Here is a 15,719-nt window from a genome sequence, read left to right on the forward strand (position 1 = left end):
GCTCCGCCCCCTGGACCCCCAGAACCATCGCCCACCCACCACCCGACTCGGTCAATTGGAAGGCGAGGTCGCGGGTCGGCTCGGTGGGGTGGGAAGTGAGGTCGTGGAGCGGGCCGGTCAGTTGGGGGGCGAGGTCGCGGATCGGCTCGGTCGGCTGGGTAGTGAAGGCGAAGGCCGGGGCGGTCAATGGGAAGGTGACGACGCGGATCGGCTCGGTGGGTTGGGAAGTGAGGGCGGGGGGTCGGGGGCTGGGTGTCGGCAGAGTGTTCTGGGGCGGGTTCGTGCTGCTTCTGGGCCTCGGCGGGGGAGGTTGTTGTTCGCGCTGCTGCTGGGGGCTCTCGCGCTCGGCAGTGCTGTCGGGCTGATGGCGACTTCCGGGTGGTTGATCTCGCGGGCCTCGCAGCAGCCGCCGGTGCTGTATCTGATGGTCGCGGTGACGGCCACGCGGGCCTTCGGGATCGGGCGGGCCGTGTTCCGGTACGGCGAGCGGCTGGTGTCGCACGACGCGGTGCTGCGGATGCTGGCCGATACGCGGGTCGCCGTGTACCGGCGACTGGAGCGGCTCGCGCCTGCCGGGCTGCGGACGACCCGGCGGGGTGATCTGCTCAGCCGGCTGGTCGCCGATGTGGACGCTCTGCAGGACTACTGGCTGCGGTGGCTGCTGCCCGCCGGGGTCGCGGTGGCCGTGTCCGCCGGGGCCGTGGGGTTCACGGCCTGGCTGCTGCCCGAGGCCGGGGCCGCCCTCGCGGTGGGGCTGCTGGCGGCCGGGGTCGGGGTTCCGCTGGTGACGTCGGCCGTGGCCCGGCGCGCCGAGCACCGGCTGGCTCCCGCCCGCGGGTTGCTGGCGACGCGGGTGACCGACCTGCTCACCGGCACCGCCGAACTGACCGTCGCCGGCGCGCTGCCCGCCCGTACCGACGAAGCCCGGCGGGCCGACGGCACGCTCACCCGGATCGCCTCACGGGGAGCCACTGCCACCGCACTCGGTGACGGGCTCACCACACTGCTGACCGGGCTGACCGTCGCGGCCGCCGCGCTGCTTGGCGCCCAGGGGGTCGCCGACGGCCGGCTGAGCGGCGTGGCGATGGCGGTCGTCGTACTCACTCCGCTGGCCGCCTTCGAGGCCGTACTGGGGCTGCCGCTGGCCGTGCGGCACCGGCAGCGGGTGCGCAGGAGCGCCGAGCGCATCTACGAGGTGCTGGACGCGCCCGAGCCCGTGCGTGAGCCGGAGCGGCCGCGTCAGGCGCCCGCCGCGCCCTTCCCCGTCGTACTGAAGGGTCTGACGGCTCGGCACCCGGGGCAGGTGCGGGACGCGCTCGCCGGGCTCGACCTCACCCTGCACGAGGGGCGCAGGGTCGCCGTGGTCGGTGCCTCAGGCGCGGGCAAGTCGACGCTCGCCCAGGTCCTGCTGCGGTTCCTCGACCCGGGCGCGGGCTCCTACACGCTCGCCGGCGTGGACGCGTACGGCCTGGACGGCGACGATGTACGGCGGTTGGTCGGGCTGTGTGCCCAGGACGCGCACCTCTTCGACAGTTCCGTACGCGAGAACCTGCTGCTCGCCCGGAAGGACGCCACCGAGGAGGACCTGCGGGACGCGCTGGGGCGGGCCCGGCTGCTCGACTGGGTGGACGGGCTCCCTGACGGGCTCGACACGCTGGTCGGCGAGCACGGGGCGCGGCTGTCCGGCGGGCAGCGGCAGAGGTTGGCGCTCGCCCGGGCGCTCCTCGCCGACTTCCCGGTGCTCGTGCTGGACGAGCCCGCGGAGCATCTCGACCTGCCCACGGCCGATGCGCTCACCGCGGATCTGCTGGCCGCCACGGAGGGCCGTACGACGCTCCTCATCACGCACCGGCTGGCGGGTCTGGAGGCCGTGGACGAGGTGATCGTCCTCGACGAGGGCCGGGTGGCGCAGCGCGGGACGTACGCGGAACTGGCCGCCGTGGCCGGGCCGTTGCGCGCGATGGTGGAGCGGGAGGCGGCGGCGGAGTCGCTGGTGGGAGCGCGGTAGTCCGGCGCGGCGGGCGGTCTCAGGCGCGTGCGGCCAGCAGCTGCTCGATCACGACGGCCACCCCGTCCTCGTTGTTGGCGACCGTGCGGCCGGAGGCGGCGGCGACGGCGGCGGGGTGGGCGTTGCCCATGGCGTACGACTGGCCGGCCCAGGTCAGCATCTCGACGTCGTTGGGCATGTCGCCGAAGGCCACGACCTCGTCGTGCGAGATGCCCCGCTCGGCGCACTCCAGGGCGAGCGTGCTGGCCTTGGAGACGCCCGGGCCGCTGATCTCCAGCAGGGCGCTGGGACTGGACCGGGTGATGGTGGCGCGCTCGCCGACGGCGAGGCGGGCGAGGGTGAGGAAGGCGTCCGGGTCGAGGTCGGGGTGGTAGGCGAGGATCTTGAGCACGGGCTCGCCGTCGCTCGGACCGTCGACCGCGAGGATCTCCTCGGCGGACAGCAGGTGGTCCGGTATCTCCATGTGCAGCTTGGGATAGGCCGGCTCCTGGTGGAAGCCGTACGTCTGCTCGATCGCGTACACCGTGCCGGGCGCGGCCTCGCGCAGCAGACCCACGGCGTCCAGCGCGTTCTCCCGGGCCAGGTCACGCACCTTCACGAAGCGGTGGGCGCCGGGGCCGCCGTGCAGGTCGACCACGGCCGCGCCGTTGCCGCAGATCGCCAGCCCGTGGCCGTGGACGTGGTCGCTGACCACGTCCATCCAGCGGGCCGGGCGGCCGGTGACGAAGAAGACCTCGATACCCGCCTCCTCGGCGGCGGCCAGCGCGGCGACGGTCCTCGGGGAGACCGACTTGTCGTCGCGCAGCAGAGTGCCGTCGAGATCGGTGGCGATCAGCCGGGGCGGGGTCGCGAAGGCAGGAGTCTCGGGCTGTCGGGTCGCTGAGGTCACCGGGCCATTCTCGCGCATATGCCCGCACGGCCGTGCGGGCGGGCGCACAGATGAGACACAGACGACTCCGAAGCGCCGCCACCGCTGCCCTGTTCAGACGTCCTGCTCAGACGTCCTGCTCAGCCCAGCTGGGTCAGGGCCTCCATGGCGATCAGCTCGAAGACCTTCTCCTCGGCCGCGAACTGCGAGTCGGGGATGGGCCAGTGGATCACCAGCTCGGTGAAGCCCAGCTCCTGGTGGCGGCCGGCAAAGTCGACGAAGGCGTCCAGCGACTCCAGCGGCCCGCCGCGGTCCGGGGTGAACCCGGTGAGCAGGACCTTGTCCAGCTCCGACACGTCCCGTCCGGTCGCCGCGCAGGTCTCGGCGAGCTTGCCCAGCTGTCCGCGCAGCGCCTCGAACGACTGCTCGGGCGTACCCGTCTCGTAGAGCTTCGGGTCGCCGGTGGTCACCCAGGCCTGGCCGTACCGCGCGGCCAGCTTCAGCCCGCGCGGGCCGGTGGCGGCCACCGCGAAGGGCAGCCGGGGCCGCTGCACACAGCCCGGGATGTTGCGCGCCTCGTCGGCCGAGTAGAACTCGCCCTCGTACGTCACGGCGTCCTCGGTGAGCAGCCGGTCGAGCAGCGCCACGAACTCCGCGAACCGGTCGGCCCGCTCCCGTGGGGTCCACGGCTCCTGGCCCAGCGCGGTGGCGTCGAAGCCGGTGCCGCCGGCGCCGATGCCGAGCGTCACCCGGCCGCCGGAGACGTCGTCCAGGGAGACCAGTTCCTTGGCGAGCGTCACCGGGTGCCGGAAGTTCGGCGAGGTGACCAGCGAGCCCAGCCGCATCCGGTCGGTGACGGAGGCGGCGGCGGTCAGCGTCGGTATCGCACCGAACCACGGGCCGTCCCGGAAGCTGCGCCAGGACAGGTGGTCGTACGTGTACGCGGTGTGGAAGCCCAGCTCCTCCGCGCGCGTCCAGGCGGCACGGCCGCCCTCGCTCCAGCGGCGGTACGGGAGGATCACGGTGCTCAGACGCAGACTCATGGGTCCGAGACTAAGGGGACCCGCCGACAGCGGACGAAACGGTCACCGTATGCGGCTGCTCAGCCACGGCGTGAGCAGGTTCGCGGCGAGGTGCTCCTTGTACGTGCGGTCCCCGGGCAGCGGCACGACGAGCGAGGCCGTGGGTGGGAAGCGGCGGCCCCGCACATGGGCCAGGCCGCTGAAGACGGAGTGCAGGAAGGCGGGTACGTCGTCGCGCGGGACGTCGTGGAACTCCACGCCCTCGACGGTGATCAGCGCGTCGTCTTCCGGGAAGAGCCGCACGCTCACCCGGGGCAGCCCGCCGAACTCGGCGTGGGCCTCGTGCGGGAGCGAACCGTCCGGGTCGGTGGTGACCCCGAAGCCCGCCGCGCTGCGCCGCGAGGTCTGGTCGGCGCCGATGTCGTGCGTGACCTCGATCTCGCGTCCGTGCTCGGCGGCGATCGCCTGGAGCGCGCCGACGGCCGCCTCGGTGGTCGGAAGGTGTTCACGGTGCTCCTGGTACTCCGAATGGTCCATACCAGTCATGATGTCGGGGTCAGTGCGGATCGGGGAAGCGCAGGTAGCGCGGCGGTACGGCCTGGGTCAGCCACACCCCGTTCGCGCTTACGTGGAAGACGTGCCCGTCCCGGTGCATCGCGCCCGCGTCCACCGACAGCACCACGGGGCGTCCGCGCCGGGCACCGACCCGCGTCGCGGTCTCCCGGTCCGCCGACAGATGCACGTCGTGCCTGTTCATCGGCCTGAGTCCCGCGCTCCGGATCGCGTCCAGATTCCTTGCGACGGTGCCGTGGTAGAGATACGGCGGCGGGGTCGCCGGGGGCAGTCCGAGGTCGACGTCGATGCTGTGGCCCTGGCTGGCGCGGATCCGGGGGCCGTCGATCGCGAACCGCTGCTTGTCGTTGGTGGCGACGACGTGGTCCAGTTCCTCGCGGGTGACCGGGAAGCCGTGCGCCGCTGCCGCCGCGAGCAGCGTGTCGATCTCCACCCAGCCCGCGTCGTCCAGGCTGAGCCCGATGCGTTCGGGCTGGTGGCGCAGGTGTTTCGAGAGGTACTTCGACACCTTCACGGTGCGCCGCTCGTCCTGTGCTCCTCCGTTGTGTCTCGTGTTCATGCCATCAGAGTGCCGGGCGAGACGTGGATCACGCAGATATTTTTCGCCGTAGGTTTGATCCACAACCAAGTGCGGTTATCCACAAGGAAATTGGCCGAGTTGTGGACAAGTGCTGGGCAGTTCACGGTGTTTCGTCAAGATCGTTAACAGGGCTGTGATGTGCGGCGAGTGCGTCCAAACGCCGGGCCCGGACCTCGCGTTCGGCGGCGATCGCGATGAACCCGGCGATGCGATCCGGGCCAACGAGCTGTCGTACGGCCTGAATCGTTTCGACGGGGAGGGACACGGGACGCGTCTCGTCCGGTGTTCTCGGCTGCTCCCCCGCACCGAGTCGTCGGCGCACCTCGCGGGTCGCGAACAGGCGCATGGCACGGGCCAGTTCGGCGTCCACCGTCTGCTGGGCCAGGGGGCGCAGCAGACGTACGAGTGAGGCCGCTTCGGCCGCGCCGGCGTCGGTACGGTGGTCGGGGTCGTCGAGGTAGCGGGCGAAGACGTGCTCGGTGGTGAACTCCAGGAAACGGGCCGCGATGTGCTCGACCTGCGCCCTCAACTCCCGCAGGTGCCCGGAGATCGCGGAGAGGGGTACGCCCGCCGCGTACAACTCCGCTGCTACGGCCAGCTCCTGGGGGCTCGGGACGAGGAAGGAGCCGGGGTCGCCGGCCACCGGTTCCAGTACGCCGAGTGCCACGGCCTCGGCCACGGCCGTGTCGTCGGAGGTGCCGCCGAAGCGGGCGTCCAGGTCGGCGCGGGAGAGGCGCACCGGTTCCTCGTCGGTCCAGGGGCCCTCGGCCTCGGTGACCAGCCCCAGGACGCCGGCCAGGCCGCGGCCGGTGTCCCAGGCGTCGAGCAACTCCCTGATGGAGGCGAGGGTGTAGCCGCGGGCGAGGAGGTCGGCGATCTGGTGGAGGCGGGTGAGGTGGGCGTCGGAGTAGAGGTTGGCCCGGCCCTGGCGTTCGGGTCGGGGGAGGAGGCCTTTGTCCTGGTAGGCGCGGATGGTTCGGACGGTGGTGCGGGAGCGGTGCGCCAGGTCCTCTATGCGGTAGGCGGGGGTGGCCGGGGGGTCGGTCATGTGGGGGTTCCTTGGCTGGTGCGGCTGGGTGGGGGCTGGGGCGGGCGCAGCTAAGAAGAGACAGCAGGGGAAGCGCCCCGTAAGGGGCGCGGGGCTGTATCTGATGTGCGGCTACCGCCGCGTGGGCGCGACCAGCTCCCACGCACTCGCAGTTGGACCACTGCCCCCTACAACTTCGGCTCCACCCGCGCGATCCGCCGCAGAACCCCCGGCGCCATCCGCGAAAGCCACCGCGCTCCCCTGGCCTCCGGCGTCACCGGCACCACCGCGCGGTTGTGTTCCACCGCCTCCAGGATCGCCGAAGCCACCTTCTCCGGTGGGTAGTTCCGCATGCCGTACAGCCGTGCGGACCGCTGCTGCCGTCGGCGTTCCTCCTCCTCGTCGACGCCCGTGAAACGGGCCGTGGAGGTGATGTTGGTGTTGATGAGGCCGGGGCAGATCGCCGTCACCCCGATGCGCTGGGAGGCGAGTTCGGCGCGTAGGCACTCGGACAGCATCAGGACCGCCGCCTTGGAGGTGCTGTAGGCCGGCAGGGCGCGGGAGGGCTGGTACGCGGCGGCCGACGCGACGTTCACGATGTGGCCGCCCTGGGCGCGTTCCGCCATCCGGGCCCCGAAGAGGCGGCACCCGTGGATGACGCCCCAGAGGTTGACGTCGAGGACCCGCCGCCAGTCCTCGGTCGTCGTCGTGAAGAAGGACCCGGACAGGCCGATGCCCGCGTTGTTGACCAGGACGTCCAGTACCCCGTACTCGCGGTGGACCTTCTCCGCGAGCTTCTCCATGGCCTGTTCGTCGGAGACGTCGGCGGTCTCGGCCCACGCGTCCGCCGCACCGATCAGCCGGGACAGCTCGGCCGTGCGCGCGGCGGCCTCCGCGTCCCGGTCCACCGCCACCACCCGCGCGCCCGCCTCCGCGAACGCGAACGCCGTCGCCCGCCCGATACCGCTGCCCGCACCGGTGACCAGGACCAACTGGCCCCCGAACCGCTGGGCGTGGCGGTCGGCGGGCTTCGGCTCCGGGCTCCGGCCGTCCTCCACCGACCTCACGAACTCCTCGATCCAGGACGCCACCTGGTCCGGACGCGTGCGTGGGATCCAGTGCTTGTCGGGCAGGGTGCGGCGGGTGAGCCGGGGCACCCAGCCCTCCAGGTCGTCGTAGAGCCGTTCGGAGAGGAACGCGTCGCCGAGGGGCGTGATGAGCTGCACGGGCGCGTGCGCGTACGCGTCCTCGCGCGGGCGGCGCAGCCGGGCCCGTACGTTGTCGCGGTACAGCCAGGCGCCGTGTGCCGCGTCGGAGGGCAGGGAGGAGGTCGGGTAGTTCCCCGCGGGGACCTTCTCGGCCCGCTGGAGGATCCTCGGCCAGGCTTTGCCCAGGGGGCCGCGCCAGGCCAGTTCGGGGAGGGCTGGGGTGTGCAGCAGGTACACGTACCAGGACTTGGCGCCCTGGCCGAGGAGCTGGCCCACCCGGCGGGGAGTCGGGCGCCGCACGCGCGCGTTGATCCAGTGCCCGAAGTGGTCCAGGGACGGCCCGGACATCGACGTGAAGGAGGCGATACGGCCCTCGGTGCGCCCCACCGTGACGAACTCCCAGGACTGCACCGAGCCCCAGTCGTGGCCGACCAGGTGCACCGGGCGGTCCGGGCTGACCTCGTCGATCACCGCAAGGAAGTCGTCCGTGAGCTTGGCGAGGGTGAAGCCGCCGCGCAGGGGCTGGGGGGCGGTGGAACGGCCGTGGCCGCGGACGTCGTACAGGACGACGTGGAAGTCGTCGGCCAGGCGGGCCGCGACCTCGGACCAGACCTCCTTGCTGTCCGGGTAGCCGTGGACGAGGACGACCGTAGGGGCCGCCGGGTCGCCAAGCTCCGCCACGCACAGGTCGACGCCGCCGGTACGCACCCGGCGCTCGCGGGCGCCTTCGATGTCCGTCACTTGTCCTCCGCCCAGCGCCGCACGTGCGGCAGATCGTCGTCCAGCCAGAAGGCGCTCTGCTCGGGGTCCCGGGAGTCGGTGACCACGAGGATCTCCTCGAACTTGGCGCCCGTGCCCCGGAAACCGAGGTGCGGTTCGACCGCCCACAGGCCCGGCTTGGGCGGGTGGTCGGAGAAGCGGTACGGCGACCACAGGGGCGACCAGCCCTCGCGGTGGCCGTGCAGCGCGTCGGCCGCGAGCCCCTTCAGGGACTGGGTGCCGAAGCCGAAGAGGTGCGGCGACCAGCGGCGCTGCTTCACCCGGTCCACCTTGTGGGCGATCACGCCGAAGGGGTACGCGCGATGCCGGTTGGCGTAGCCCTGGCGGGCCATGAGGCGGTCCACGTCCTCGTAGATCTCGCGCAGCGGGCGCCGCTCGCGCACCTCGCGCAGGATCAGCTCCCGGTGTGCCTCCAGGTCGGCCATCAGCCGGTCCTGCACGGGGTTGGGCCCGAGGGAGCCGGAGTAGCCGATGTCGGCCGTGTAGCCCTCGTACACCGGGGCCAGGTCCAGGATGAACGGCATCCCGGGTGCGAGCCGGCGGTCGGTCGGGAAGAACTGCAGCGGTATGCGGAAGTCCGTGAACGCCGTGCGGTCGCCGAACCAGGCGAAGGGGAGATGGAACCAGTCCCGCACGCCCCGCGCGCGCAGCCACTCGCGCTGCATCCGGGCCGCCTCACGCTCGGTGATCCCCGGCTTCAGCCGGGCCGCGACCGCCTCCGCACACTCGTAGGCGAGCCGCTGCACCCGCCGGAAACCCTGGAGCTCCGTGGCGCGTTCTTCTTGCGATGCCACTGCCGTCGTCATCCGCCCCGTCCCCATCGACTGCGGTACGTGTTCGTAACTTGACACTGGCGAATGTGACAGTTGTTAGAGGCGACGTCAATAGGGGGGGTAAGGCCTGTGGATAACGCTGCGTAGCTCTCAGGCAGGGGTTCCCCTAGGGCTCCGTAATACTCGAGAGTGACGCGAATACTGCTCTCGGGTCTGACGACCGCAGTGGTCCGCGTCACTACCTTCTATGACGTGACTGTGATCGCGACCGAAAGCCTGAGCAAGCGGTTCCCACGGGTGACCGCGCTCGACCGGCTGTCCGTGGACATCGGACCCGGTGTGACCGGACTCGTCGGAGCCAACGGCGCCGGCAAGTCCACCCTGATCAAGATCCTGCTGGGTCTGTCCCCCGCGACCGAGGGCCGCGCCGAAGTGCTCGGCCTCGACGTCGCGACCAAGGGCGCCGCCATCCGCGAGCGCGTGGGCTACATGCCGGAGCACGACTGCCTGCCGCCCGACGTCTCGGCCACCGAGTTCGTGGTGCACATGGCCCGGATGTCCGGCCTGCCGCCCGCCGCCGCCCGCGAGCGCACCGCCGACACCCTGCGCCACGTCGGGCTCTACGAGGAGCGGTACCGCCCCATCGGCGGCTACTCGACCGGCATGAAGCAGCGCGTCAAGCTCGCCCAGGCCCTGGTGCACGATCCGCAGCTGGTCTTCCTCGACGAACCGACCAACGGCCTCGACCCGGTCGGCCGCGACGACATGCTCGGCCTGATCCGCCGCATCCACACCGACTTCGGCATCTCGGTCCTGGTCACCTCGCACCTGCTCGGCGAACTGGAACGCACCTGCGACCACGTGGTCGTCGTCGACGGCGGCAAGCTGCTGCGCTCCAGCTCCACCACCGACTTCACGCAGTCCACGACCACCCTCGCCATCGAGGTGACCGACAGCGACGAGCACCCCGACGGCACCCGCGCGGTGCGCGACGCGCTCCACGCGCGCGGGGTGGAGACGGACAACGAGGGCGGCGGCCTTCCCGGCGCCGGCCACATCCTGCTGCTCACCGCCCAGGGCGAGGAGACCTACGACCTCGTCCGCGACGTCGTCGCCGACCTCGGCCTCGGCCTGGTGCGCATGGAGCAGCGCCGGCACCACATCTCCGAGGTGTTCACCAGCGACGACGAGCAGCGGAAGGAGGCGACCGTCCATGGCGGTTGAGCAGCCTCTGGCCACCCCCGCGGGTGACCAGTCCCGGATCCACGACATCGGCTACCGCGGCTACGACGGCCCCCGCCTCGGCCGCGCGTACGCCCGCCGGTCCCTCTACTCGCAGACCCTGCGCGGCTCCTACGGCCTCGGCCGCTCGGTGAAGTCCAAGGTGCTGCCGATGCTGCTGTTCGCGGTGATGTGCGTGCCGGCGGCCATCATGGTCGCCGTCGCCGTCGCCACCAAGGCGCACGACCTGCCGGTGCCCTACACGCGGTACGCGATCATCATGCAGGCCGTCATCAGCCTGTACGTCGCCTCGCAGGCACCCCAGGCCGTCTCCCGAGACCTGCGCTTCAAGACCATCCCGCTGTACTTCTCGCGGCCCATCGAGACCGCCGACTACGTCCAGGCCAAGTTCGCGGCCCTGGCCTCCGCGATGTTCGTCCTCACCGGCGCCCCGCTGGTCGTGCTGTACATCGGCGCCCTGCTCGCCAAGATGGACTTCGCCCACCAGACCAAGGGGTTCGGCCAGGGGCTGCTCTCGGTGGCCCTGCTGTCCCTCCTCTTCGCCGGCATCGGCCTGGTCATCGCGTCGATCACCCCGCGCCGCGGCTTCGGCATCGCCGCCGTGATCGCCGTACTGATCGTCTCCTACGGCTCGGTCTCCACCCTCCAGGCCATCGCCGACTCCCAGGGCAGCACCAGCGCCATCCCCTGGATCGGCCTGTTCTCGCCGGTCACCCTGATCGGCGGCCTGAGCACCGCTCTGCTCGGCGGCACCAACACCTTCCCGGGCGGCGACGGACCCTCCCACGCCCAGGGCGCGGTGTACCTGCTCGTCGTCCTCGGCCTCATCGCCGCGAGCTACGGCCTTCTGCTGCGCCGCTACAAGAAGGTGGGACTGTGACCACGCTCTCCATCGACCACGTCTCCCGCTGGTTCGGCAACGTGGTCGCCGTCAACGACGTCACCATGACCATCGGCCCCGGCGTCACCGGCCTCCTCGGCCCCAACGGCGCCGGAAAGTCCACCCTCATCAACATGATGGGCGGCTTCCTCGCCCCCTCCACCGGTACGGTCACCCTCGACGGCAGGCCGACCTGGCGCAACGAGGCCATCTACAAGCACATCGGCATCGTCCCCGAGCGCGAGGCGATGTACGACTTCCTCACCGGCCGCGAATTCGTCGTCGCCAACGCCGAGTTGCAGGGCCTCGGCGCCAAGGCGGCCCAGAAGGCGCTTGCGACGGTCGAGATGGAGTACGCGCAGGACCGCAAGATCTCGACGTACTCCAAGGGCATGCGCCAGCGCGTGAAGATGGCGTCCGCCCTGGTCCACGAGCCGTCCCTGCTCCTCCTCGACGAGCCCTTCAACGGCATGGACCCGCGCCAGCGCATGCAGCTCATGGACCTGCTGCGCCGCATGGGCGACGAGGGCCGCACCGTCCTCTTCTCGTCCCACATCCTCGAAGAGGTCGAGCAACTCGCCTGGCACATCGAGGTCGTGGTCGCCGGACGGCACGCGGCCAGCGGCGACTTCCGCAAGATCCGCCGCCTGATGACCGACCGCCCGCACCGCTACCTGGTCCGCTCCAGCGACGACCGCGCCCTCGCGGCCGCCCTCATCGCCGACCCCTCCACCTCGGGCATCGAAGTGGACCTCGCCGAGGGCGCACTGCGCATCCAGGCCGTCGACTTCGGCCGCTTCACCGCCCTGCTGCCCAAGGTCGCCCGCGACCACGGCATCCGGCTGCTCACGGTCTCGCCGTCCGACGAGTCCCTCGAATCCGTGTTCTCGTATCTGGTCGCGGCGTAGGAGGCCCAAGATGTACGACCCCACAGTCGCCCGGCTCACCTACCGAGCCCTTCTCGGCCGTCGCCGGGCCCTCATCCTGGGCGCCCTGCCGCTGTTGCTGATCGCGATCTCCGTCGTCGTCCGCGGCCTCGCCGGCGCCGACGACCAGACGGCCTCCGACCTGCTCGGCGGCCTCGCCCTCGCCACCATGGTGCCGATCATCGGCGTCATCGCCGGCACGGGTGCGATCGGCCCGGAGATCGACGACGGCTCGGTGGTGTACCTGCTGTCCAAGCCGATCAAACGGCCGACGATCATCTGCACCAAGCTGATCGTGGCCATCGCCGTGACGATGGTCTTCTCCGCCCTGCCGACCCTGGTCGCGGGCTTCATCCTCAACGGCAACGGCCAGCAGATCGCCGTCGCCTACACGGTCGCCGCGCTCGTCGCCTCCATCGCCTACGCCGCGCTCTTCCTGCTCCTCGGGACGGTGTCCCGGCACGCGGTGGTCTTCGGGCTCGTCTACGCCCTGGTCTGGGAGGCCCTGTTCGGCTCCCTGGTCCCGGGGGCGCGGACGCTGAGCGTCCAGCAGTGGTCCCTGGCCGTCGCCCACAAGGTGACCGGCGGCGAACTGGTCACGTCCGACGTCTCCCTGACGACGGGCACGGTGCTGCTGGTCGCGGTGACCGTCCTGGCCACCTGGTACGCCGGCCAGAAGCTGCGCTCGCTGACGCTGGCGGGCGAGGAGTAGACGCCCGCTTTATTGACGGGGGCTTCATCTGGGCCCGGGCACACTGGGCAAAGGGGATGTTCTGTGGAGAGGAACGGGGATGGCTGAGGGTTTCCGGGACGCCGACGCAGACTGGGACGGCGTGGTGCTGGACGACGAGTTCATACGGTCCGCGGGGGCGGCGGAGCCGTCCGCGCGGGCGCGGATGCTGGCAGCTCGCTGGAAGGCCGAGAAACCCGAGCCTCAGCCGTGGCGGTCGGACGAGCCGCCGGCTGGGTGGTTCTTCAGCAAGGGGCGGCGTAAGTGGTGGCGCCGGTGAGGTTGTGGGGTAGCTGCGGGCCCGGTGGGGGCTGAGCGCGCAGTTCCCCGCGCCCCTGACGGGGCGCTTCAGCGGCCCCTTTTAATCAGTGGCGGCCAACTCGGCTCAAAGGCACAGTTGTTGTGTCACCCCACCATCTGGGAGAGGAGCCGGACGATGTCCATGCACGACAGTACGTCCCGCTCCCGTCAGGGCAGCCTTCGGCGGATCGCCGTGTAGCTGCCCGGGGCGGCCGCTTCGAGCACGCGATGGTCGCTCTCGCGTGGGCCGCCCACCCGGAGGATTGGCCGAGTGGTAAGGCACTGGCTTGCTAAGCCATGGTCGGGCCTGGAAAGCCCGCGCACGTTCGATCCGTGCATCCTCCGCAGAACTTGTAAGCGCGCACGACTGGTCCCACCCAAGGGGCGCGGGGCTGTGTTTGATATGCGGCTACCGCCGCGTGGGCGCGCTCAGCCCCCACGCACCCGCGGTCAACCGACAACCTCAGCCGAGCAGACGCTCCAACACCACCGCGATCCCGTCCTCCTCGTTGGAGGACGTCACCTCGTCGGCCACAGCCTTGAGTTCCTCATGAGCGTTGGCCATGGCCACGCCCCGCGCCGCCCAGGCGAACATCGGGATGTCGTTCGGCATGTCGCCGAAGGCGATCGTGTCGGCGGACCTGAGGCCCAGCCGGCGCGCGGCCAGGGACAGGCCCGTCGCCTTCGAGAGACCGAGGGGCAGCAGCTCCACGATTCCCTCGCCCGCCATGGCGACGGTGACGAAACCCCCGGCGGCCTGCCGCGAGGCCTCCGCGAGCTCGTCGTCGGACAGATCCGGGTGCTGTATGTAGATCTTGTTCAGCGGGGCCGCCCAGAGGTCGGTCACGTCCGTGAAGGGGGTCGACGGGAGATGGCCCGTCACCGCGTACCCCGGCCCCACCAGCACCTCGCCGTCGAGGCCGTCACGGCTCGCCGCCAGGTACAGCGGGCCGACCTCCGCCTCGATCTTCGCGAGGGCGACCCCGGCCAGCTGCCGGTCCAGGGTCACGGACGTCAGCAGCCGGTGCGCCCCGGCGTCGTACACCTGCGCCCCCTGGGCGCACACGGCGAGGCCGTCGTAGCCGAGGTCGTCGAGGATGTGCCGGGTCCAGGGGGCCCCGCGGCCGGTGACGACGATGTGCGTGGCGCCCGCCGCGGTCGCCGCGGCGAGCGCGTCACGGGTGCGCTGCGAGATCGACTCGTCGGAGCGCAGCAGCGTGCCGTCGAGGTCGGTGGCGATGAGCCCGTGGGGGAAGGTCACCGGGACACCGGCTCCAGGACCTCCCGGCCGCCCAGGTACGGGCGCAGCACCTCGGGCACGTACACCGAACCGTCGGCCTGCTGGTGGTTCTCCAGGATCGCCACGATCGTGCGCGGTACGGCGCACAGCGTGCCGTTGAGCGTGGCCAGCGGCTTGACCTGCTTGCCGTCGCGGACCCGGATCGACAGCCGGCGGGACTGGAACTCGGTGCAGTCCGACGTCGACGTCAGCTCGCGGTACTTGCCCTGCGTCGGGATCCACGCCTCGCAGTCGAACTTGCGGGCGGCCGAGGCGCCGAGGTCACCGGTGGCGACGTCGATGACACGGAACGGCAGCTCCAGCGAGGTCAGCCACTGCTTCTCCCAGGCCAGCAGACGCTGGTGCTCCGCCTCCGAGTCCTCGGGGGCGACGTAGGAGAACATCTCCACCTTGTCGAACTGGTGGACGCGGAAGATGCCCTTGGTGTCCTTGCCGTGCGAACCGGCCTCGCGGCGGAAGCAGGGCGAGAAGCCGGCGTACCGGAGGGGGAGGCGCTCCGCTTCGATGATCTCGTCCATGTGGTACGCGGCGAGGGGCACCTCGGACGTACCGACCAGGTAGAGGTCGTCCTTGTCGAGGTGGTAGACGTCCTGGGCCGCCTGGCCGAGGAAGCCGGTGCCCGCCATGGACTGCGGGCGGACCAGCGCCGGGGTCAGCATCGGCGTGAAGCCGGCCTCGGTGGCCTGGGCGATCGCCGCGTTGACGAGCGCCAGCTCCAGCAGGGCGCCGACGCCGGTCAGGAAGTAGAAGCGGGAGCCGGAGACCTTGGCGCCGCGCTCGACGTCGATCGCGCCGAGCAGCTGGCCCAGCTCCAGGTGGTCCTTGGGCTCGAAGCCCTCGGCGCCGAAGTCGCGGATCGTGCCGTGCTCCTCAAGGGTGACGAAGTCCTCTTCGCCGCCCACGGGCACGTCGGGGTGGACGAGGTTGCCGAGCCTGAGCAGCAGCTCATGGGCCTCGGCGTCGGCGGCGTCGCGCTCGGCGTCGGCGGTCTTGACGTCGGCCTTCAGCTGCTCGGCCTTCTTGAGCAGCTCGGCCTTCTCGTCGGCGGAGGCCTTGGGGATGAGCTTGCCGAGCTGCTTCTGTTCGTTGCGCAGCTCGTCGAAGCGGACGCCGGAGGACCTGCGCCGCTCGTCGGCAGAGAGGAGGGCGTCGACGAGCGCGACGTCCTCTCCACGGGCGCGCTGGGACGCGCGCACACGGTCGGGGTCCTCACGGAGCAGGCGAAGGTCAATCACGCAGCCAAGGCTACCGGTGCGGGGTTGCCCCTCACGAATCACTATTCGCACGTGTTCCGAATCGCGGCTTACGTTCAGTTATGGGGGAATTGCCGAGCGTGTCAATAAAAAGTGTCTCACTCCCTGGGACGGAGCAAGTGTGAGGCCTGCGGTTGACTGGATTCCCTTGCGGGGAACGGGACTTGGGGGTGCGGTTGTCCACAGGGATCCATGCCCTCCCAAGAGTTATCCACAGGGTGTGTGGAAGAGGTGTGGACTTCGGAATTG

At 71.1% G+C, this 15,719-nt stretch carries 15 protein-coding genes and 1 tRNA gene; 7 read left to right on the forward strand and 9 right to left on the reverse strand.

What is annotated here, in order from left to right; genetic code table 11:
• Positions 1 to 2,008 (forward strand): thiol reductant ABC exporter subunit CydC (gene cydC / locus ACFWPS_RS30650; protein ID WP_383710652.1); only part of this gene is annotated, 2,008 nt, incomplete at its 5' end.
• A 19-nt stretch (positions 2,009 to 2,027) separates the two neighbouring features.
• Here cydC and ACFWPS_RS30655 read toward each other — a convergent pair.
• The 7 genes from ACFWPS_RS30655 to ACFWPS_RS30685 all read right to left on the reverse strand — a co-directional run bounded on the left by ACFWPS_RS30655 (position 2,028) and on the right by ACFWPS_RS30685 (position 8,872).
• Entirely contained in the window at positions 2,028 to 2,915 is an 888-nt protein-coding gene (locus tag ACFWPS_RS30655; protein WP_383710655.1) for an HAD-IIB family hydrolase, read from the reverse strand.
• A 101-nt stretch (positions 2,916 to 3,016) separates the two neighbouring features.
• The gene (locus ACFWPS_RS30660; RefSeq protein WP_383710657.1) at positions 3,017 to 3,919 is read right to left on the reverse strand and encodes an LLM class flavin-dependent oxidoreductase; all 903 of its coding nucleotides are present in this window, start codon (positions 3,917 to 3,919) and stop codon (positions 3,017 to 3,019) included.
• A gap of 42 nt (positions 3,920 to 3,961) precedes the next feature.
• On the reverse strand, positions 3,962 to 4,435 hold the full coding sequence (locus ACFWPS_RS30665) for a hypothetical protein (RefSeq protein WP_383710658.1): 474 nt from the start codon (positions 4,433 to 4,435) through the stop codon (positions 3,962 to 3,964).
• Between the two features lie 19 nt (positions 4,436 to 4,454).
• Entirely contained in the window at positions 4,455 to 5,030 is a 576-nt protein-coding gene (locus tag ACFWPS_RS30670) for an RNA 2'-phosphotransferase (protein ID WP_383710661.1), read from the reverse strand.
• Positions 5,031 to 5,151: 121 nt separating this feature from the next.
• Positions 5,152 to 6,099, reverse strand: a complete 948-nt coding sequence (locus ACFWPS_RS30675) for a MerR family transcriptional regulator (protein ID WP_383710664.1) — start codon at positions 6,097 to 6,099, stop codon at positions 5,152 to 5,154.
• 167 nt (positions 6,100 to 6,266) lie between these two features.
• Positions 6,267 to 8,027 (reverse strand): SDR family oxidoreductase, encoded by a 1,761-nt coding sequence (locus tag ACFWPS_RS30680; protein WP_383710666.1) that lies wholly within the window; start codon positions 8,025 to 8,027, stop codon positions 6,267 to 6,269.
• On the reverse strand, positions 8,024 to 8,872 hold the full coding sequence (locus ACFWPS_RS30685) for a M24 family metallopeptidase (protein WP_383710669.1): 849 nt from the start codon (positions 8,870 to 8,872) through the stop codon (positions 8,024 to 8,026). The genes ACFWPS_RS30680 and ACFWPS_RS30685 overlap by 4 nt, the downstream gene beginning before the upstream one ends.
• Positions 8,873 to 9,097: 225 nt before the next feature.
• Between ACFWPS_RS30685 and ACFWPS_RS30690 the strand changes: the two genes are divergently transcribed.
• The 6 genes from ACFWPS_RS30690 to ACFWPS_RS30715 all read left to right on the forward strand — a co-directional run bounded on the left by ACFWPS_RS30690 (position 9,098) and on the right by ACFWPS_RS30715 (position 13,262).
• Complete coding sequence (locus ACFWPS_RS30690) at positions 9,098 to 10,063, forward strand: ABC transporter ATP-binding protein (protein WP_217546192.1); 966 nt, start codon at positions 9,098 to 9,100, stop codon at positions 10,061 to 10,063.
• On the forward strand, positions 10,053 to 10,961 hold the full coding sequence (locus ACFWPS_RS30695; protein WP_383710671.1) for an ABC transporter permease: 909 nt from the start codon (positions 10,053 to 10,055) through the stop codon (positions 10,959 to 10,961). Before ACFWPS_RS30690 ends, ACFWPS_RS30695 begins: the two co-directional genes overlap by 11 nt.
• Positions 10,958 to 11,869: an ABC transporter ATP-binding protein gene (locus ACFWPS_RS30700; RefSeq protein ID WP_383710674.1), complete on the forward strand. Its 912-nt coding sequence runs from the start codon at positions 10,958 to 10,960 to the stop codon at positions 11,867 to 11,869. Before ACFWPS_RS30695 ends, ACFWPS_RS30700 begins: the two co-directional genes overlap by 4 nt.
• Before the next feature lie 10 nt (positions 11,870 to 11,879).
• On the forward strand, positions 11,880 to 12,599 hold the full coding sequence (locus ACFWPS_RS30705) for an ABC transporter permease subunit (protein WP_383710677.1): 720 nt from the start codon (positions 11,880 to 11,882) through the stop codon (positions 12,597 to 12,599).
• A gap of 79 nt (positions 12,600 to 12,678) precedes the next feature.
• The gene (locus tag ACFWPS_RS30710; protein ID WP_383710681.1) at positions 12,679 to 12,897 is read left to right on the forward strand and encodes a hypothetical protein; all 219 of its coding nucleotides are present in this window, start codon (positions 12,679 to 12,681) and stop codon (positions 12,895 to 12,897) included.
• Between the two features lie 277 nt (positions 12,898 to 13,174).
• Positions 13,175 to 13,262: transfer RNA gene (locus ACFWPS_RS30715), tRNA-Ser, on the forward strand.
• Positions 13,263 to 13,380: 118 nt separating this feature from the next.
• Here ACFWPS_RS30715 and ACFWPS_RS30720 read toward each other — a convergent pair.
• A complete protein-coding gene (locus ACFWPS_RS30720; RefSeq protein WP_383710684.1) occupies positions 13,381 to 14,178 on the reverse strand; it encodes an HAD family hydrolase in 798 nt (265 codons plus the stop codon).
• Entirely contained in the window at positions 14,175 to 15,452 is a 1,278-nt protein-coding gene (gene serS, locus ACFWPS_RS30725; RefSeq protein WP_383710686.1) for a serine--tRNA ligase, read from the reverse strand. The genes ACFWPS_RS30720 and serS overlap by 4 nt, the downstream gene beginning before the upstream one ends.
• Positions 15,453 to 15,719: the final 267 nt, after the last annotated feature.

The organism is Streptomyces sp. NPDC058457 (assembly GCF_042720695.1).
Taxonomy (GTDB): Bacteria; Actinomycetota; Actinomycetes; order Streptomycetales; family Streptomycetaceae; genus Streptomyces.